At 66.2% G+C, this 16,129-nt stretch carries 17 protein-coding genes and 1 pseudogene; 7 read left to right on the top strand and 11 right to left on the bottom strand.

All coding sequences use genetic code 11. The annotated features are described in order from the left end of the window. Positions 1–60 precede the first annotated feature (60 nt). The 3 genes from A5707_RS16455 to fgd are packed head-to-tail and all read right to left on the bottom strand — an operon-like array spanning position 61 to position 4,281. On the bottom strand, positions 61–1,206 hold the full coding sequence (locus tag A5707_RS16455) for an acetate kinase (protein WP_065015524.1): 1,146 nt from the start codon (positions 1,204–1,206) through the stop codon (positions 61–63). Next, entirely contained in the window at positions 1,203–3,269 is a 2,067-nt protein-coding gene (gene pta, locus A5707_RS16450) for a phosphate acetyltransferase (RefSeq protein ID WP_065015523.1), read from the bottom strand. Before pta ends, A5707_RS16455 begins: the two co-directional genes overlap by 4 nt. Position 3,270: 1 nt before the next feature. Next, positions 3,271–4,281, bottom strand: coding sequence for a glucose-6-phosphate dehydrogenase (coenzyme-F420) (gene fgd / locus A5707_RS16445; protein ID WP_065015522.1), 1,011 nt, complete (start codon positions 4,279–4,281; stop codon positions 3,271–3,273). A 35-nt stretch (positions 4,282–4,316) separates the two neighbouring features. Between fgd and A5707_RS16440 the strand changes: the two genes are divergently transcribed. Both A5707_RS16440 and A5707_RS16435 read left to right on the top strand, forming a co-directional pair. Further along, positions 4,317–5,072, top strand: coding sequence for an MBL fold metallo-hydrolase (locus A5707_RS16440; protein ID WP_065015521.1), 756 nt, complete (start codon positions 4,317–4,319; stop codon positions 5,070–5,072). A gap of 300 nt (positions 5,073–5,372) precedes the next feature. Continuing rightward, positions 5,373–5,759 (top strand): heme-binding protein, encoded by a 387-nt coding sequence (locus A5707_RS16435; RefSeq protein WP_156658037.1) that lies wholly within the window; start codon positions 5,373–5,375, stop codon positions 5,757–5,759. Here A5707_RS16435 and A5707_RS16430 read toward each other — a convergent pair. From A5707_RS16430 to A5707_RS16400, 7 genes and pseudogenes are all read right to left on the bottom strand, one after another. Then, a pseudogene (locus A5707_RS16430) lies at positions 5,735–7,066 on the bottom strand (NtaA/DmoA family FMN-dependent monooxygenase). The gene A5707_RS16435 and the pseudogene A5707_RS16430 sit on opposite strands and share 25 nt — an antisense overlap. Then, positions 7,063–8,184, bottom strand: a complete 1,122-nt coding sequence (locus A5707_RS16425) for an LLM class flavin-dependent oxidoreductase (protein WP_065015519.1) — start codon at positions 8,182–8,184, stop codon at positions 7,063–7,065. The pseudogene A5707_RS16430 and the gene A5707_RS16425 overlap by 4 nt, the downstream one beginning before the upstream one ends. Beyond that, entirely contained in the window at positions 8,181–9,257 is a 1,077-nt protein-coding gene (locus tag A5707_RS16420) for an LLM class flavin-dependent oxidoreductase (protein ID WP_065015518.1), read from the bottom strand. The genes A5707_RS16425 and A5707_RS16420 overlap by 4 nt, the downstream gene beginning before the upstream one ends. Beyond that, positions 9,254–9,736, bottom strand: coding sequence for a GNAT family N-acetyltransferase (locus tag A5707_RS16415; RefSeq protein ID WP_065015517.1), 483 nt, complete (start codon positions 9,734–9,736; stop codon positions 9,254–9,256). Before A5707_RS16415 ends, A5707_RS16420 begins: the two co-directional genes overlap by 4 nt. 42 nt (positions 9,737–9,778) lie before the next feature. Next, positions 9,779–10,174: a PIN domain-containing protein gene (locus A5707_RS16410; protein WP_065015516.1), complete on the bottom strand. Its 396-nt coding sequence runs from the start codon at positions 10,172–10,174 to the stop codon at positions 9,779–9,781. A gap of 4 nt (positions 10,175–10,178) precedes the next feature. Continuing rightward, positions 10,179–10,472 carry a type II toxin-antitoxin system Phd/YefM family antitoxin gene (locus tag A5707_RS16405; protein ID WP_082969504.1) on the bottom strand — a complete coding sequence of 98 codons (294 nt, stop codon included), beginning with the start codon at positions 10,470–10,472 and terminating at the stop codon, positions 10,179–10,181. A gap of 50 nt (positions 10,473–10,522) precedes the next feature. Continuing rightward, complete coding sequence (locus A5707_RS16400) at positions 10,523–10,891, bottom strand: DUF3054 domain-containing protein (protein ID WP_065015515.1); 369 nt, start codon at positions 10,889–10,891, stop codon at positions 10,523–10,525. A gap of 55 nt (positions 10,892–10,946) precedes the next feature. Here A5707_RS16400 and A5707_RS16395 point away from each other — a divergent pair, with 55 nt between their 5' ends. Genes A5707_RS16395 through A5707_RS16375 form a run of 5 tightly spaced genes read left to right on the top strand, consistent with a single transcriptional unit; the run spans position 10,947 to position 15,444 of the window. Then, positions 10,947–11,750 carry an enoyl-CoA hydratase-related protein gene (locus A5707_RS16395; RefSeq protein ID WP_065015514.1) on the top strand — a complete coding sequence of 268 codons (804 nt, stop codon included), beginning with the start codon at positions 10,947–10,949 and terminating at the stop codon, positions 11,748–11,750. A 13-nt stretch (positions 11,751–11,763) separates the two neighbouring features. Then, on the top strand, positions 11,764–12,495 hold the full coding sequence (locus A5707_RS16390) for an SDR family NAD(P)-dependent oxidoreductase (protein WP_065015513.1): 732 nt from the start codon (positions 11,764–11,766) through the stop codon (positions 12,493–12,495). Next, positions 12,492–13,664, top strand: a complete 1,173-nt coding sequence (locus A5707_RS16385) for an acyl-CoA dehydrogenase (protein WP_156658035.1) — start codon at positions 12,492–12,494, stop codon at positions 13,662–13,664. The genes A5707_RS16390 and A5707_RS16385 overlap by 4 nt, the downstream gene beginning before the upstream one ends. Continuing rightward, complete coding sequence (locus A5707_RS16380) at positions 13,661–14,806, top strand: acyl-CoA dehydrogenase family protein (RefSeq protein ID WP_065015511.1); 1,146 nt, start codon at positions 13,661–13,663, stop codon at positions 14,804–14,806. Before A5707_RS16385 ends, A5707_RS16380 begins: the two co-directional genes overlap by 4 nt. Beyond that, complete coding sequence (locus tag A5707_RS16375; protein WP_065015510.1) at positions 14,806–15,444, top strand: TetR/AcrR family transcriptional regulator; 639 nt, start codon at positions 14,806–14,808, stop codon at positions 15,442–15,444. Before A5707_RS16380 ends, A5707_RS16375 begins: the two co-directional genes overlap by 1 nt. On the opposite strand, the gene A5707_RS16370 is transcribed toward A5707_RS16375, so the two are convergent. Continuing rightward, on the bottom strand, positions 15,413–16,087 hold the full coding sequence (locus A5707_RS16370; protein ID WP_065015509.1) for a potassium channel family protein: 675 nt from the start codon (positions 16,085–16,087) through the stop codon (positions 15,413–15,415). The two genes, A5707_RS16375 and A5707_RS16370, sit on opposite strands and share 32 nt — an antisense overlap. Between the last annotated feature and the right edge of the window lie 42 nt (positions 16,088–16,129).

Here is a 16,129-nt window from a genome sequence, read left to right as displayed (position 1 = left end):
GCGTGTCCCCTAAAGTCCCAAGCAATTCCAAACTCTAGCCTTTAGGTACGACGTACCGTCTTAAATCACGCTGAGACAATCGCGGGCGATGGCCAACTCTTCATTAGTCGGAATCACCAGCACGGCAACGGCTGAGTCGTCGGTGGAAATCCGTCGCGCATCGCTGCCACGTTTGTCATTGCGCCGTTCGTCGATCTCGATTCCCAGCGCGCCAAGTCCGATCAGTGCATCGCGACGCACCGCCGGCACGTTCTCGCCGATGCCGGCGGTGAACGTCACCACGTCGGTATGCCCGAGCACCGCCAAGTACGCGCCGACGTACTTGCGTAGCCGGTGCACGAACACGTCATAGGCCAACTGTGCTGTGGCATCGCCGGATTGGATCATCTCCCCCAGCCGGCGGAAGTCGCGCTCACCGGCCAGTCCCAGCATCCCGGAGCGTTGGTTGAGCATCGACTCGACATCGTCGACGCTCAGCTTGGCTTCCCGACACAGATAGCCGATGATGCCGGGGTCGATGTCACCGCTGCGCGTGCCCATCACCAGACCCTCCAACGGAGTCAGACCCATGGACGTGTCGACGGGCCGCCCGCCCGCGATCGCCGATGCTGACGCGCCGTTACCCAGATGCAGCACAATCTGATTCAGCGTGTCCAGCGGTCGGCCTACAAACGCCGCGGCCTGCTCGCTGACGTACTGGTGCGACGTGCCGTGAAAACCATACCGGCGGATCCGCCACTTCTCGGCCAACTCGTGGTCGATGGCGTAGGTCGCGGCTGCCGCGGGCAGGTCGTGGAAGTAGGCGGTGTCGAAGATCGCGACATGCGGTAGCTGCGGCAGCATCTTGCGGGCCACCTCGATACCGCTGAGCGCCGGAGGATTGTGCAGCGGCGCCAACGACGACAAGTCCTGCAGCGCGGCGACCACTGCGTCGTCGAGGATGGTGGGGCGATAGAACTTGGTGCCACCGTGGACAACGCGATGCCCGACCGCGGCCAGTCCGCAATCGTTCAGGTCGATGCCGTCGTCGGCCAACCGGTCGAATGCCGCCCGCAGCGCCGCGTCGTGGTCGGCGACCGGCGACGACGGCTCGCCGATCTGCTCGATGATGCCCTCGGCCAGCGATGTTTCCGAATCGGGTTGGATCAGCTGGTATTTCAGCGACGACGAGCCGGAGTTGATCACCAGCACACCACGCCCGGTCATGTGTCTTGGGCCTGGATAGCAGTGATGGCCACGGTGTTGACGATGTCCTCGACCAATGCCCCGCGGGACAGGTCGTTCACCGGTCTGTTCAAGCCCTGCAGCACCGGACCCACCGCGATGGCGCCGGCGCTGCGCTGCACGGCTTTGTAGGCGTTGTTGCCCGAGTTGAGGTCCGGGAAGATCAGCACGGTGGCCCGGCCGGCGACCGCCGAGTCGCGCAACTTGGTGGCCGCCACCGACGGGTCGACGGCGGCGTCGTACTGGATGGGGCCTTCGACCAGCAAATCAGGCTCCCGGTTGCGCACCAATTCCGTTGCCGACCTGACTTTCTCGACGTCGGCGCCGGAGCCGGACTCGCCGGTGGAATACGACAACATCGCGACCCGCGGTTCGATGCCGAACTGGGCGGCGGTGCGCGCCGAACTGATCGCGATGTCGGCCAGTTGCTCGACCGTCGGATCCGGGACGATCGCGCAGTCTCCGTACGCCAACACCCGATCGGGCAGGCACATCAGGAAAATACTGGACACCGTGGCCACGTCGGGCGCGGTCCGGATGATCTCGAACGCGGGCCGGACCGTGTGCGCGGTGGTGTGCGCCGCACCGGAGACCATGCCGTCGACGTGAGCGTTGTACACCAGCATCGTGCCGAAGTACGACACGTCCTGCATGACCTCGCCCGCCCAGTCGACCGTGGCCCCTTTGGCTTTGCGGAGCTCGGCGTACTGGTGGGCGAACTTGTCGCGCAGCTCGCTACTGCTCGGATCGAGCACCTCGGCGTCGGACAGGTCGACCCCGAGCTCTGCTGCGCGGGACCGGATCTCGGCTTCGTCGCCGAGAATGGTCAGATCCGCTACCCGTCGTCGCAGCAGCCGCCCGGCCGCGTGCAGGATGCGGTCGTCGTCGCCCTCGGGCAACACGATGCGCTTGCGGTCCGAACGCGCTCGTTCCAGCACCTGGTAGGCGAACATCTGCGGCGTGGTGACGGACGGAATCGGAATCGCCAACCGCGCCAACAAGTCCGAGACGTCGACATTGCGTTCCATCAATGCCAACGCGGTGTCGACCTTGCGTTGCGACGTCGCGGTCACCCAGCCGCGAGCTGTCGCGGCGGCGCTGGCCGTTTCGAAGGTGCCGGTGGTGGTCGCGATGATCGGCAACCGCAGCCCCAGCCCGGACACCAGCGCCGCGATCGCCGGATGTGGCTCCAGCCCGCCGTTGAGAATGAGACAGGACAGCGATGGAAAGCCTTCGGCCGCATGGGCGCTGGCCACCGCGAGCACGACGTCGGAGCGATCGCCGGGGGTGATCACCGCGACGCCCTCGGTCAGCCGCTCCAGCACATGTTCGGCGGTCATACCGGCCACCAGCACACCGCTCACTTCACGATCCAGCAAGGCACTGTCCCCGCTGAGCAGTGTTCCGTCGACGGCGTGCTGCATCTCGGTGACGGTCGGTGCGACCAGCAGCGGTTCGTCGGGCAGCACGTAGGTTTGCGGTTCGAAATGCTGCAGCGCCGCAGCCACCGCCGAAACATCAGCCGGCGCACAGCGGTTGGCGACTACCGCCGCGGTGTGAGCATGCTGGGCGGCGAGTTCGGCCAGGCACACGTCGACGACGCGGACGACGTCGTCGGTGGTCCGGTCCTTCGCACGCACGGTCAACACCACCGGCGCCCCGAGGTTCACCGCGATGCGGGCGTTGACCGACAGCTCGGTGGGAGTCGCGACGTCGGTGTAGTCGCTGCCGACGATCACCACCACGTCACACGCATCGGCCATTGCGTGGAACCGTTCGACGATTTCGGCGATCGCGCCGTCGGTGTCGTCGTGCAACTGCTGGTAGCCGACGCCGACACACTGGTCATAACTCAGGTCGGCGGTGGCGTGGGAGAGCAGCAACTCCAGGATGTAATCGCGCTCCGCGCCACCACGAACGATCGGGCGAAACACGCCGACCCGGGCCACCGTGGCCGTCAGCAGGTGCACCACCCCGAGCGCGACCGTCGACTTGCCGGTGTCGCCTTCCGGCGAGGTGATGTAGACGCCGCCCGACGTGGCCACGTCAGCCGAGCCGCCGCAAGCGCGGCGCGAGGTCTTTCTCGAAGAGGTCCAGGAACCGGCGCTGGTCGTGACCGGGCGCGTGGAACACCAGGTGGTTGAGGCCCCAGGTGACGTACTGGCCGACCTTTTCGACGGCCTCGTCGGGGTCCGACGCCACGATCCAGCGTTTGGCGACCTGTTCGATCGGCAGTTCGTCGGCGGCCTTCTCCATCTCGATCGGGTCGTCGATGCTGTGCTTCTGCTCGGCGGTCAGCGACAGCGGCGCCCAGAATCGGGTGTTCTCCAGCGCCAGCTCCGGGTCGGTGTCGTAGGAGATCTTGATTTCGATCATCTTGTCGATGCCCTCGACATTGCGGTCAGCGGCGGCGGCACCCTCGTGCACGGCCGGGATGAGCTTCTCCCGATACAGCTCCTCACCCTTGCCGGAGGTGCAGATGAAGCCGTCGCCGGCCCGCCCGGCGTACTTGGCCACCGCCGGGCCGCCGGCGGCGACGTAGATCGGCACCCCGCCCTCGGGCACGTCGTAGATCGACGCCCCTTTGAGCCGGTAGTAGTCGCCGTCGAAATCGACCCGGTCGCCGCGCCACAACTCGCGCATCAGCCGCACCGATTCGCGTAACCGCGCGAAGCGCTCCTTGAACTCCGGCCAGTCGCCCTCGTAGCCGGTGGCGATCTCGTTCAACGCTTCCCCGGTGCCCACCCCCAGGAAGATGCGGTCCGGGTACAAGCAGCTCATCGTGGCGAACGCCTGGGCGACGACGGCGGGGTTGTAGCGGAATGTCGGCGTGAGCACCGAGGTGCCGAGCGTGATGCGCTTGGTGCGCTCACCGACCGCGGTCATCCAGGACAGCGAGAACGGGGCGTGCCCGCCCTCGTGCCGCCAGGGCTGAAAATGGTCGCTGACCGTGGCGCTATCCATCCCGTGAGCCTCGGCGGCAACCGCCAGATCGACGAGCTCCCGCGGCGCGAATTGTTCCGCCGATGCCTTGTATCCGAGTTTCAGTTCAGCCACGCTGTCGTTTCTACTCCACCCTTAGACTCGCCAACATGGCACCGGCGCTCCCGAGGCTTGTTCCGATCACCGGAACCGTGCATCTCGCCCAGGGCGAGGCGGTCAACTGGCTGCTGGTCACCGACGACACCGGGGTCATGCTGATCGACGCGGGCTATCCCGGTGACCGCGACGACGTGCTGGCCTCGCTGCGTGAACTGGGATATCAGGCCGGCGATGTCCGCGCGATCCTGCTCACCCACGCCCACATCGACCACTTGGGCTCGGCGATCTGGTTCGCCAAAACCCACGGCACCCCGGTCTATTGCCATCCCGACGAGGTGGGCCACACCAAGCGGGAGTATCTGGAGCAGGCGTCGCCGTTGGACGTCGCGCTGCGGATTTGGCGGCCCCGCTGGGCGGTGTGGGCCGCGCACGTGGTCCGCAGCGGCGGCCTGACTCGCGAAGGCATCCCGACCGCGCAGCCGTTGACCGCGGAGGTGGCCGCGGGCCTGCCCGGCAAACCGATGGCCATTCCCACGCCCGGGCACACCGGCGGACACTGCTCGTATCTGGTCGACGGTGTGCTGGCCAGCGGCGATGCCTTGATCACCGGACATCCGTTGCTGGCCCGCAGCGGCCCACAGCTGCTGCCGGCGGTGTTCAGCCACAGCCAGGACAACTGCATTCGCAGCCTGGCGGCGCTGGGATTGCTGGAGACCGAAATCCTGGCTCCGGGTCACGGCGACTTGTGGCGCGGTCCGGTCCGTCGAGCCGCCGAACAGGCCCGCGCGCTGGCCCAAGGCCGCTGAGCGCGGTCACAATTCGGTCACGGTGCACATCACGATTCGTTAAGAGCTCTCACACTTTCGCTACCGCTCTGGTCGATTGCTTACCGAAAACGGCCGCAATTGAGACTTATTTCACGCGCGCGCGCCGGTGCCGCACCGCGGCAGCGCTTTTCGCGGACTTTCACACAGTTGACGCCCTTCGAGCCGCGCGTACTTTGGGCGTCGGGCCATCGCAGCCCCCCGCTTGAGCAGGAGGCGGGCGATCACAAATCACAGCCAATGTGCAATTCGAGGAAACAACCAATGACGAAACTCCGTGGTATGACCGCGCGCCGGCACGCCGCCGGCATCTCTGCTGCCTGCTGCCTTCTCGGGAGCCTGGCTGCAACCACGATTGCGGCGCCGACGGCGTCCGCAGCGCCGGACTGCAGCCCTGCGGGGGTGCAGAACACCGTCAACTCGGCGACCGGATCGGCTCGCCAGTACCTCAACGGCCACCCGGATGCCAACGCCGCGGTGACGGATGCGTTCAGCCGGCCGCGTCCGGAGGCGGCGGCCAATCTGCGCAGCTACTTCACCGGCCACCCGCAGGAATACCACGACCTGCGAGGCATCCTGGCACCGATCGGCGACACGCAACGCCAGTGCAACACCACGGTGCTCTCACCCGAGCTGCAGTCGGCCTACGACGAATTCATGGCCGGCTGAACGTCGAGGTGATCCCGCAGAGTTCGGCCGGTGTATTGGGTGCGGTAGACACCGCGGTCCTGCAATAGCGGGACAACCCGGTCGACGAACTCGTCGAGGCCATGCGGGGTCAGGTGTGGCACCAGGATGAACCCGTCGCAGGCATCGGCTTGCACGTAGCGGTTCATCTCGTCAGCGATCTGGGCGGCAGTCCCGACGAATTGCTGCCGGCTGGTCACGGCGATCACCAGTTCGCGGATGGTCAGGTTTTCTGCCTGGGCACGGTCCCGGTAGAGCTTGGCCACCGCGACTGGGTCGCCGTGCCGCACCCGGCCCTGCGTGATGCCGGTGTCACCGGCTGGTTCGACGTCGGGCAGCGGGCCGTCGGGGTCGTAGGCCGACAGGTCGCGGCCCCACACCTGTTCGAGCATGGCGATCGCGGTCGGGCCGCTGACTTGCTGATAACGGATGTGCCGCGCCTTCTCGGCCGCGTCGGCAGCAGTGTCGCCGAGCACGAAGGTGGCTGCGGGAAACACTTTGAGCGCGTTGGGGTCTCGGCCGGCCGCAGCTGCGCGGCCTTTGACGTCGGCGGTGTAACGTTGCCCGTCCTCCAGCGAGCCATGCAGCGTGAACATGGCGTCTGCGTGCCGCGCCCCGAAGGTTCGGCCTTCCGGGGAGTCGCCGGCTTGCAGCAGCACTGGATGGCCCTGCGGACCGGCCGGCAGTGTCGCCATCCCACGTACATCGAATTGCGGACCATGATGTTCGACGGTCCGGATGCGGCTGGGATCGACGTAGATGCCGGCGTCGATGTCGGCCACTATGGCGTCGGACGCCCAGCTGTCCCAGAATTGGCGTGCAACTGCAAGGAATTCCTCGGCACGCTAATATCGGTCCGCGTGGTCGAGGAATCCGTCACGGCGAAAGTTTGCCCCGGTGAACGCATCTGACGAGGTGACGATGTTCCAGCCGGCCCGGCCATCCGACAGATGGTCCAAGGTCGCGAATTGCCGCGCCACTTCGAAGGGTTCGTTGAAGGTGGTGTTGATGGTGCCGGTCAGGCCGATCCGATCGGTGACGCCGGCCAGCGCGGCCAGTACGGTGAAGGTGTCTGGGCGGCCCACCACATCCAGGTCGTAGATGCGCCCGCGGTGCTCGCGCAGTCGCAGTCCTTCGGCCAGAAAGAAGAAATCGAACAGGCCGCGTTCGGCGGTGCGGGCCAGATGTGTGAACGAGGCGAATTCGATCTGGCTGCCCGCGGCCGGGTCGGCCCACACCGTGGTGTTGTTGACACCCGGGAAGTGCGCGGCCAGGTGAACTTGCTTCATTCGCACAGCCCCCAGCGCTGCGCGATCAGCTCGTGCGAGCGCAGCCGGTCCTCGTGGCGGTGGGTGACCGAGGTGACGACGAGCTCGTCGGCGCCGCTGACCCGCTGCAGCGCCGTTAACCGCTCGGCCACCTCGTCAGGATTGCCGACGAATTGCGTTGCCAGCCGGTCATTTACCACCGCCAGCTGCTCGTCGGTCAGCGGCGGGCAGTCGTTTGGGTCGGGATAGGGTACCGCGCCGTCACCGGCCCGAATCGAGTACACCCACTGCCCGTAACTGGCAGCCAGCCGCCGAGCGGTGGCGGTGTCGTCGGCCACGACGATGTCGGCCGAGATCACCACATAGGGCTTTGTCAGTGTCGCCGACGGTGTGAACGCGGCACGGTAGGCGTCGACGGCTTCCAGCGCAGTGGCCGGGGTGAGGTGATAGCTGGCGACGAAGGGTAGCCCGAGCGCGCCGGCCAGCTGCGCGCTTTTGCCCTTGCTGCTGCCGAAGATCCACGGCGTCAAGCCGATTCGTTCACCCGGCACCGCGTGCACGTCGAATCCCTCAGTCTGGTAGCTACCGTCGAGCATGGCCAAGATGTCGCCGAGTTGTTCGGCGAAGTCGGGTGCGACGGCTTCGGGTTGCTGCAGAAGCGCCATGGTGGCCTGGACGCGTTCTTTGTTGAGCACCGTGCGCAGGTCGAACGGCGGTGGCACCACTACCCCGTCGATCTCGCGCCACTCGCGAGGCAGTTCTACCTTCGGCCGTGGCGTGCGCGGCTTGTTAGTCCTGCGGCGTTGCCCGGAGCGGCCCACGCCGAGATCGATGCGGCCCGGGTGGAAGGCCTCGAGCATCCCGAAGCTTTCCACGACGGCGGCCGCGGTGGTGTGGCTGAGCTGTACCGCTGCCGAGCCGACCCGAATCGTGTTGGTAGCGGCGGCGATTTGGCCGATCAGCACCGCCGGCGACGAGCTGGCGACGGCAACGAAGTGGTGTTCGGCAATCCAGTATCGCCGATATCCCCACCGTTCGGCGTGCTGCGCCAAGTCGACGGTGTTGCGCAGCGCGGTCGCGGCGTCGCTGCCGGCGCTGATCGGCGCCAAGTCGAGGACGGACAACGAGACGTTGGTCACGTGGGCACCGCCGCGTATCGGTTGGGCGCTATCGGCAACCCGAGCCGCTCGCGCAATGTCTCACCGTCCCGGTAACGACTGCGGAACACGCCGCGCTGCTGCAGTAACGGCACTACCGTGTCCACGATCACCGGCAGGTCGACGGCGTTGACGGCCGGTCGCAGTCGCGCCCCATGGACGCCTTGCTGCTGCCAATCCAGTAGTAAGTCCACCAATTCTGCTGCGCTGCCGCCAAATACATGAGCATCCGATCTGAAGTCGGTGTCACCCCCGAAGGCCACCACCACATCGGCGTAGACCTTCAACCGCTGGTCTAACTCGTCGAGAATTGCCCGCAGCGGGGTGTCATCGGTGGGGGTGACGAACACGAGATCAGCGCTGGCGGCTGCGAATTCGTAAATGCGCGAGGCATGGGCCAGTGCGGCCACTACCGGTTGGCCCTGCGGCGGTCGCGGCGTGATGGACGGGCCTTTGACCGCGAAGTATCTTCCGGTGAAGTCGATGTAATGCAATTTGTCGCGGTCGATGTAGCGACCGGTGGCCGCGTCGCGGATCACCGCGTTGTCCTCCCAGCTGTCCCAGAGCCTGCGCACCACCTCCACATAGTCGACGGCCTCGTCGAACAGGTCGCCGGATACCTCGCGGCGGCCGAACAGCGCCGCCTCGTGGGTGGTGGCACTGACTCGCGCCTGCCAGCCGGCCCGCCCGCGCGACACGTAGTCGAGCGTGGCGATGGCCTTGGAGATGTGGAACGGCTCGGTGTGGGTGACGGTGGCCACCGGGATCAGCCCGATGTGCCGGGTCGCCGGTGCGATGCGGGCGGCGACCAACACCGCGTCCCCGCGTCCGGCCAGCCGGCGGGGATCGATTGCTTCACGGCGCCCGGGTTGGGGCATCAGCGTGTCGTCGATGGTGAGAAAGTCGAGCAGTCCGCGTTCGGCGGTGGCGGCCACGTCGGCCCAATAACCGCCGGTGAGCATCGATTCGGCCACCGGGTCCGGGGTGGCGCGCCAGGCCTGCGGGTGCCAGCCGTAGCCGTCGAGGGCCACGCCCAGGTGCAGCCGCTCGGTCACGACAGCTCCTTGGCGAACGCGACCGGGTAGACCGGTTCCGTGGATGGCAGCGGCTCGGCCAGCCGGGTGTAACCCGCGGCGTGATACAGCGCCTCAGCCTCGGGTTGGCGATCGCCGGTCATCAGGTAGATCCGCCGGTAACCGCGAGCGGTGATCGCCGCCTCGAGTTCGGCCAGCAGTGCTGCCGCCAACCCGCAGCGACGGTGTGCGCGGTCGGTCCAAATCCGCTTCAACTCAGCCGTTTCGGCGTCGAAACGACGAAAGCCGCCGCCGGTAACCGGCACATCGTTCAGCACGCCGATCAGCCAACCACCGTCGGGCGGGCTGAATTCGGCTGCGGGATAGTCGCGCAGCCAGGTCAGCACGGCCTGCGGTGCGCCGCCGTAACGCTGGGCGTACTCAGCGGCCAACTCGGTCAGCAGTGGCTGCGTCAGCGGATCGTCCTGGACGACCGGCACGAACTGGAGAGTTTCCGACATCACCTAACTGTCTACCGTGGATCGCCCATCCGCATTCCCGGGTCACGGCACAGCAATGATTTTCAATGTGCGATGTACGCGCAGAAAGTCCGCCTCGTTACGGGTGATGAGCGGAACTCCCAAAGCGACTGCCACCGCAGCGATGAGCAAGTCAAATCGGCGCGGCTTGGGGTTTCGGCCGATAGCCCGGACATTCGCGCACAGTGCGCCATAGACACGGGCGGCGGTCGCGTCGAATGGAATCGGCGCGAATGTGTTGGCGATCCAGTGGTATCGCTGCTCGCGAGCGGCGTTGAGGAGCGGATCGTCGGTGTGCAGACCGTAAGACAATTCGGCGAGCGTGATGGTGCTGACCGCGGCGGTTGCGGCGTGCGCGGCGACGGCATCAGCGGGAAAGTCGATCACGACGGATGTGTCGAGCAATACGCGTTCATGCATTCGGTTACCTGGCGTTGCGCCACGGATCGATGTCGTTGTCATCGACGATGTCATCAAGCGCATGCAACTCCTGAGCGAAATGCTCCGCGTCCCAGACGGGAAGTCCGGCGGCGCCGGCAGTGATTTCCGCTATTGCGACGAAACGTGGCCGCTCGCCTGCACCAGTGCGCTCATGCGGTACCAGGTCCGCCACCGGAACGCCGTTTCTCGTCACCGTGAAGCTGTCCCCGCGCTCGACCCGGCGCATGATCGTGCCGCTGTCGTTGCGCAACTCGCGCTGGCTGATGGTGCTCTTCATGTCGATACTGTAGCACCGATGTGCTACACCGCGTAGCACATAACGCGTCGTCACGCCGCGGAGCGACGCTGCACCACGGTGCCAACCGCCCGCCAGCCCAGCAACAGCACAGCGGTGACCAACGAGGCCACCACCACGAAACTGGCCGCTACCCCGGCCGAGCTGAGCTTGCGCAGCAGCATCCCGACAACGACAGTGCAGGCCCACACGCTTACTCCGGTGGGCACAAGGGCAGTCGGTCGCTGCCAGGCCCGGGACAGCGCCCAGCCCAGGACGGTGCCGCTCAAAAACGGCCAGGCCGTCGCCGCCAGACCGCCAACGTCGAGTCCTTCATCGTGGCTGCGTCGGCCGAGCGCACAGAACACCAGCACACCGAGGACGTCGAGGATCAGCCAACCCAGAGCCCGCGGTACTCGCATGCCGCGACAGTACCGGGCTTGACCGCCACCCAGAATGAATCTAGATTCGTCCAGAATGAACGGCAATTCACCCTACGCAGACATCACCTACGAGATCGACGCCGCCGCGGCGATCATCACGATCAACCGACCGCACCGCTACAACGCCTTCACTGGCAAGACCGTCGAAGAACTCGTCAGGGCGTTCCGCGCCGCGTGGGCCGACACCCGAGTGTCGGCGATCATCCTGACCGGTGCCGGGGACAAGGCGTTCTGCACCGGCGGCGACGTCAAGCAGCGCGCGGAGACCGGTGACTACGGGCCCACCGAGAGCGGCATGTTCGAAATCGGCTACCTGCACAAGCTGATTCGCGACGTGCCCAAGCCGGTGATCGCCGCGGTCAACGGCGTCGCGGTCGGCGGCGGTCATGTGTTGCATGTGCTGTGCGACCTGTCGATCGCCGCGGAGCACGCAACGTTCGGCCAGGCCGGACCGCGAGTCGGGTCGTTCGACGCGGGCTTCGGATCGGCGTATCTGGCGCGGGTGGTTGGCGAGAAGCGGGCGCGGGAAATCTGGTTCCTGTGCCGCCGCTACGACGCCGCCACCGCCGAGCGTTGGGGCCTGGTGAACTACGTGGTGCCCGCCGACCAACTGATGACCGAGGCCAAGGCGATCGCCGCCGAGATCGCCGAAAAGAGCCCGACCGCCTTGCGTTTCCTCAAGCAGTCGTTCAACGCCGACACCGACCACCAGGCCGGGTTGAGCAACATGGCGATGTCGGCGCTGGAGATCTTCGTGCACACCGACGAAGGCCGAGAAGGCGCGCAGGCGTTCGCCGAAAAGCGTCCCGCCGAGTTCGGCCGCTACGTCACGGCCTGAGGAGAAGCCGCAGATGAGCAAGCTCGCACTGGTGACCGGCGCCGGATCGGGTATCGGCAAGGCGATCGCGCTGGGGTTCGCCGCCCAGGGCGACCGGGTGGTCGCCGCCGACCTCGACCAAGCCGCTGCCGAGGCCACCGCCAAGGAACACCCCGAGTTGATCACCGCCCTGCCGGTCGACGTCGCCGACCGCGCACAAGTGGACACTCTGCGTGACCGCACCCACGCCGAGGTCGGTGTCCCCGACGTGTTGGTCAACGCCGCCGGCTGGGACCGAACCGATCAGTTCCTTAATGCCACAACCGAATTCGCCGAAAAGGTGGTGGCGATCAACTATCTCGGGCCGGTGCACATGTGCAGCGCATTCCTGCCGGGCATGATCGACACCGGCGGCGGCGGCCGGGTCGTCAACCTGGCCAGTGATGCCGGACGGGTAGGCAGCGCGGGCGAAACCATCTACGCCGGCGCCAAAGGCGGCGTCATCGCGCTGACCAAGTCGTTGGCCCGGGAAATGGCCCGCCACCAGATCACGGTCAACTGCGTGTGCCCCGGCCCGACCGACACCCCACTGTTCGCGGCGCAACCGGACAAGCTCAGAGAGGCTCTGGTCAAAGCGATCCCGTTCCGCCGACTGGCCCGCCCCGAGGAAGTCGCCGCGCCAGTCCTGTTCTTCGCCTCCGACGCCGCGTCGTTCATCACTGGTCAAGTGATCAGCGTCAGCGGCGGACTTACGATGGCGGGATGATGAGCTTCGACCCGTACGACCCGCTCGGCCTGGATGCGTCGCTGTCCGACGACGAGATCGCGGTGCGGCAGACGGTCCGTGATTTCTGCGCCGAAAATGTCACGCCGTATGTCGCCGACTGGTTCGAAGCGGGGGACCTGCCGGTGGCCCGCGAGCTGGCCAAGCAGTTCGGCGAGCTCGGCCTGCTGGGCATGCATCTCAAGGGCTACGGCTGCGGTGGCGCGTCGGCGGTGCACTACGGGCTGGCCTGCACCGAGCTCGAAGCCGCCGACTCCGGAATCCGCTCACTGGTGTCCGTACAGGGGTCGCTGGCGATGTTCGCGATCTGGAACAACGGCTCCGAAGAGCAAAAGCAGCAGTGGCTACCGGGCATGGCCGCCGGCGAGCTGCTGGGATGCTTCGGGCTGACCGAGCCCGACATCGGGTCCGATCCGGCCGCGATGAAAACCCGTGCGCGACGCGATGGTTCGGACTGGGTGCTCAACGGCCGCAAGATGTGGATCACCAACGGCACGGTGGCCGATGTCGCGATCGTGTGGGCGTCCACCGAAGACGGAATCCGCGGATTCATCGTGCCCACCGACACACCCGGCTTCACGGCCAACACCATTCACCACAAGTTGTCGCTGCGCGCCTCAATCACCTCCGAGTTGGTGCTCGACGACGTTCGGCTCCCCGACGACGCGATGCTGCCGAACGCCAAAGGCTTGCGCGGGCCACTGGCCTGTCTGTCCGAAGCGCGCTACGGCATCATCTGGGGTTCGATGGGCGCCGCGCGGTCAGCCTGGCAATCCGCGCTCGACTACGCCACCCAGCGCACCCAATTCGGCCGCCCCATCGCGGGATTCCAGTTGACCCAAGCCAAACTCGTCGACATGGCAGTCGAACTGCACAAAGGACAGCTGCTGTCGCTGCAGTTGGGCCGACTCAAAGACAGCGTCGGGCTGCGCCCGGAGCAGGTCAGCTTCGGCAAGCTCAACAACACCCGCGAAGCGATCGAGATCTGCCGCACCGCCCGAACCATTCTGGGCGGCAACGGGATATCGCTCGAATACCCGGTGATCCGGCACATGGTCAACCTGGAATCGGTGTTGACCTATGAGGGGACCCCGGAGATGCACCAACTGATACTGGGGCAGGCCTTCACCGGCCTGGACGCCTTCCGATGAGCGCGCTGAGCTACACCAGCGAACACCACCAGTTCCGCGAGTTGGTGCGTGACTTCGTGCAACAGACCGTGCTGCCGGCCCACGAGAGCTGGGAACGGGCCGGGTGTTGGGATCGGTCGCTGTTCACCGAAGCGGGGAAACTCGGGCTGCTGGGCTTTCCGGTGTCCGAAGACCTCGGCGGGCCGGGTGTCCACGACTTTCGCTACCACGCAATCGTTATCGAAGAACTGCAGCGGGCCGGCGCTGCCGCCGAGGCCATCGCGTTCTCGCTGCAAAACGACGTCGTGCTGCCCTATCTCACCGACATGACCACCCCCGAACAGAAGCAACGCTGGCTGCCGGGAGTGGTGACCGGCGAGACCGTGCTCGGCATCGCGATGACCGAACCCGGCACCGGCAGCGATTTGGCCGGCATCCGCACGACAGCAGTACGAGACGGCGACCACTACGTCGTCAACGGCGCGAAAACCTTTATCTCTAACGGGCAGAACGGCGATTTGTTCGTCATCGCGGTACGCACCGCACCCGAAAAGCACAAGGGCCTGTCGCTGCTGGTGGTCGAGCCGGACACACCGGGCTTCAGCCGCGGCCGCAACCTGGAGAAGATCGGCCTGCACGCCCAGGACACCAGCGAGTTGACCTTCACCGACATGCGGGTGCCCGTCGACAACTTGCTCGAGGAAGAGGGCAAGGGCTTCTACCAGCTGATGAGCAACCTTCCCCAAGAACGACTTTCGCTGGGCGTCGGTGCCGTCGGCGCCGCCGAAGGAGTGCTGGCCGAGACCCTGGAGTATGTCCGGCAGCGACAGGCGTTCGGCGCACCGATCGCCGACTTTCAGAACACCCAATTCGTACTCGCCGAACTGGCCACCGAACTCGACGTCGCCCGGACCTATCTCGACGACTGCATCGCCGAACACCTGACTGGTGAGCTCACCACCGCACGAGCCGCCCGGCTGAAATGGTGGACCACCGAACTGCAAGTGCGGGTGGCCGACCGCTGCCTGCAGCTGCACGGTGGCTACGGCTATATGCGCGAGTACCCGGTGTCGCGGGCGTTCGTCGACGCGCGCATCCAGACCATCTACGGCGGCACCACCGAGATCATGAAGACCATCATCGCCAAGGATCTGGGCTTCTGATGGTGCTCGACTACGGCGAGCTGCCGGTCGAGGAGGCCGTGCGCGCCGTACGCGCCAGCTCACGGCGCCGCCAACTGCTCGACGCTGCAGTTACGGTGATGGGCCAGAAGGGCTTTCACCAAATGTCCATGCAGGATTTGGCGGCCGAGGCCAACGTCAGCGTCGGGCTGATCTACAAGTACTTCGGCGGCAAAGAGGATCTGCTGCTGGCGACGATCGTGCGGATCCAGGATGCCTTCCGCGACCAGGTGGCACCGGTCATGGAAGCAGCCGGCGCAGATCCCGCCGAACAACTGGCCGCCGGGATCCGGCGCTACATCGAGATCGTCGACGAAAACCTCGACGCGGTGGTGCTGACCTATCGGGAGAGCCGCACCCTCGACGCGGCCGGACGTGCCCAGATCAAAGAACTGGAGATCGCCACCGCCGCGCCGCTGCGGGCGGCGGTCGAGACCGGTATCGCCGACGGCACGTTTCGCGACGCCGACGTGGATCTGGTGGTCTTCGACATCATGCTGCTCGCCCACGGATGGGCCTTGAAACACTGGCATTTCGGGCCCAACTACAGCCTCGACGATTACATCCGCCTACAGACGCAGCACGTGCTCAACTCGTTGCGGCGTCGAGGCCGTGAATGACCGCCCGGATCTGATGCTCGACGGCGCTGCCGGCGACGAACAACATCTCGTCGCCGGCCTCCAGCACGTCGTCCGGTTGCGGAAGGATGACCTGGTCGCCGCGCAGCACGGTGATCAGCGCGGTGTTCTCGGGTAGCGCCAAGTCACGGACCCGTTGTCCGACGAGCGGGCTGTCCGCAGGGAGCGTCAGCTTTTCCAGGTTGGCCTGGCCCCGCCGAAGCCCCATCAACCGCACCAGGTGGCCGACATCGATGGCGCCCTCGACGCCGGCGACCATCGCCGTCGGGGTGGAGACCGCCACGTCGACGCCCCAGGCATCGGTGAACAGCCATTCGTTGCGTGACTCGTTGACTCTGGCCACCACCCTGTCCACGCCGAACTCGGTCTTGGCCAACAAAGCCGCAGCAAGGTTCACCTTGTCGTCGCCGGTGGCGGTGATGACCACGTCGCACATCTCGATTCCGGACTCTTCGAGCGAAGTCAGCTCACACGCGTCGGCCAGTAACCACTCCGCGTCGGGCACGGCGCGCGGTTCGTAGTGCCGGGGGTCGCGCTCGATCAACAAGACTCTGTGCCCGTCGTCGAGCAGTTCCCGCGCGACGGACCGACCGACAGCGCCTGCGCCGGCGATCCCGATCCGCACCTCTGGTCTCCTCACCGCCGTTGCCGGGGTGGTACTCCGTCA

The sequence above is a fragment of the Mycobacterium kyorinense genome, from assembly GCF_001672775.1.
Lineage (GTDB): Bacteria > Actinomycetota > Actinomycetes > Mycobacteriales > Mycobacteriaceae > Mycobacterium > Mycobacterium kyorinense_A.
The sequence above is the reverse complement of the archived record's forward strand: the minus strand, read 5'-3'. Positions and strand labels throughout refer to the sequence as shown.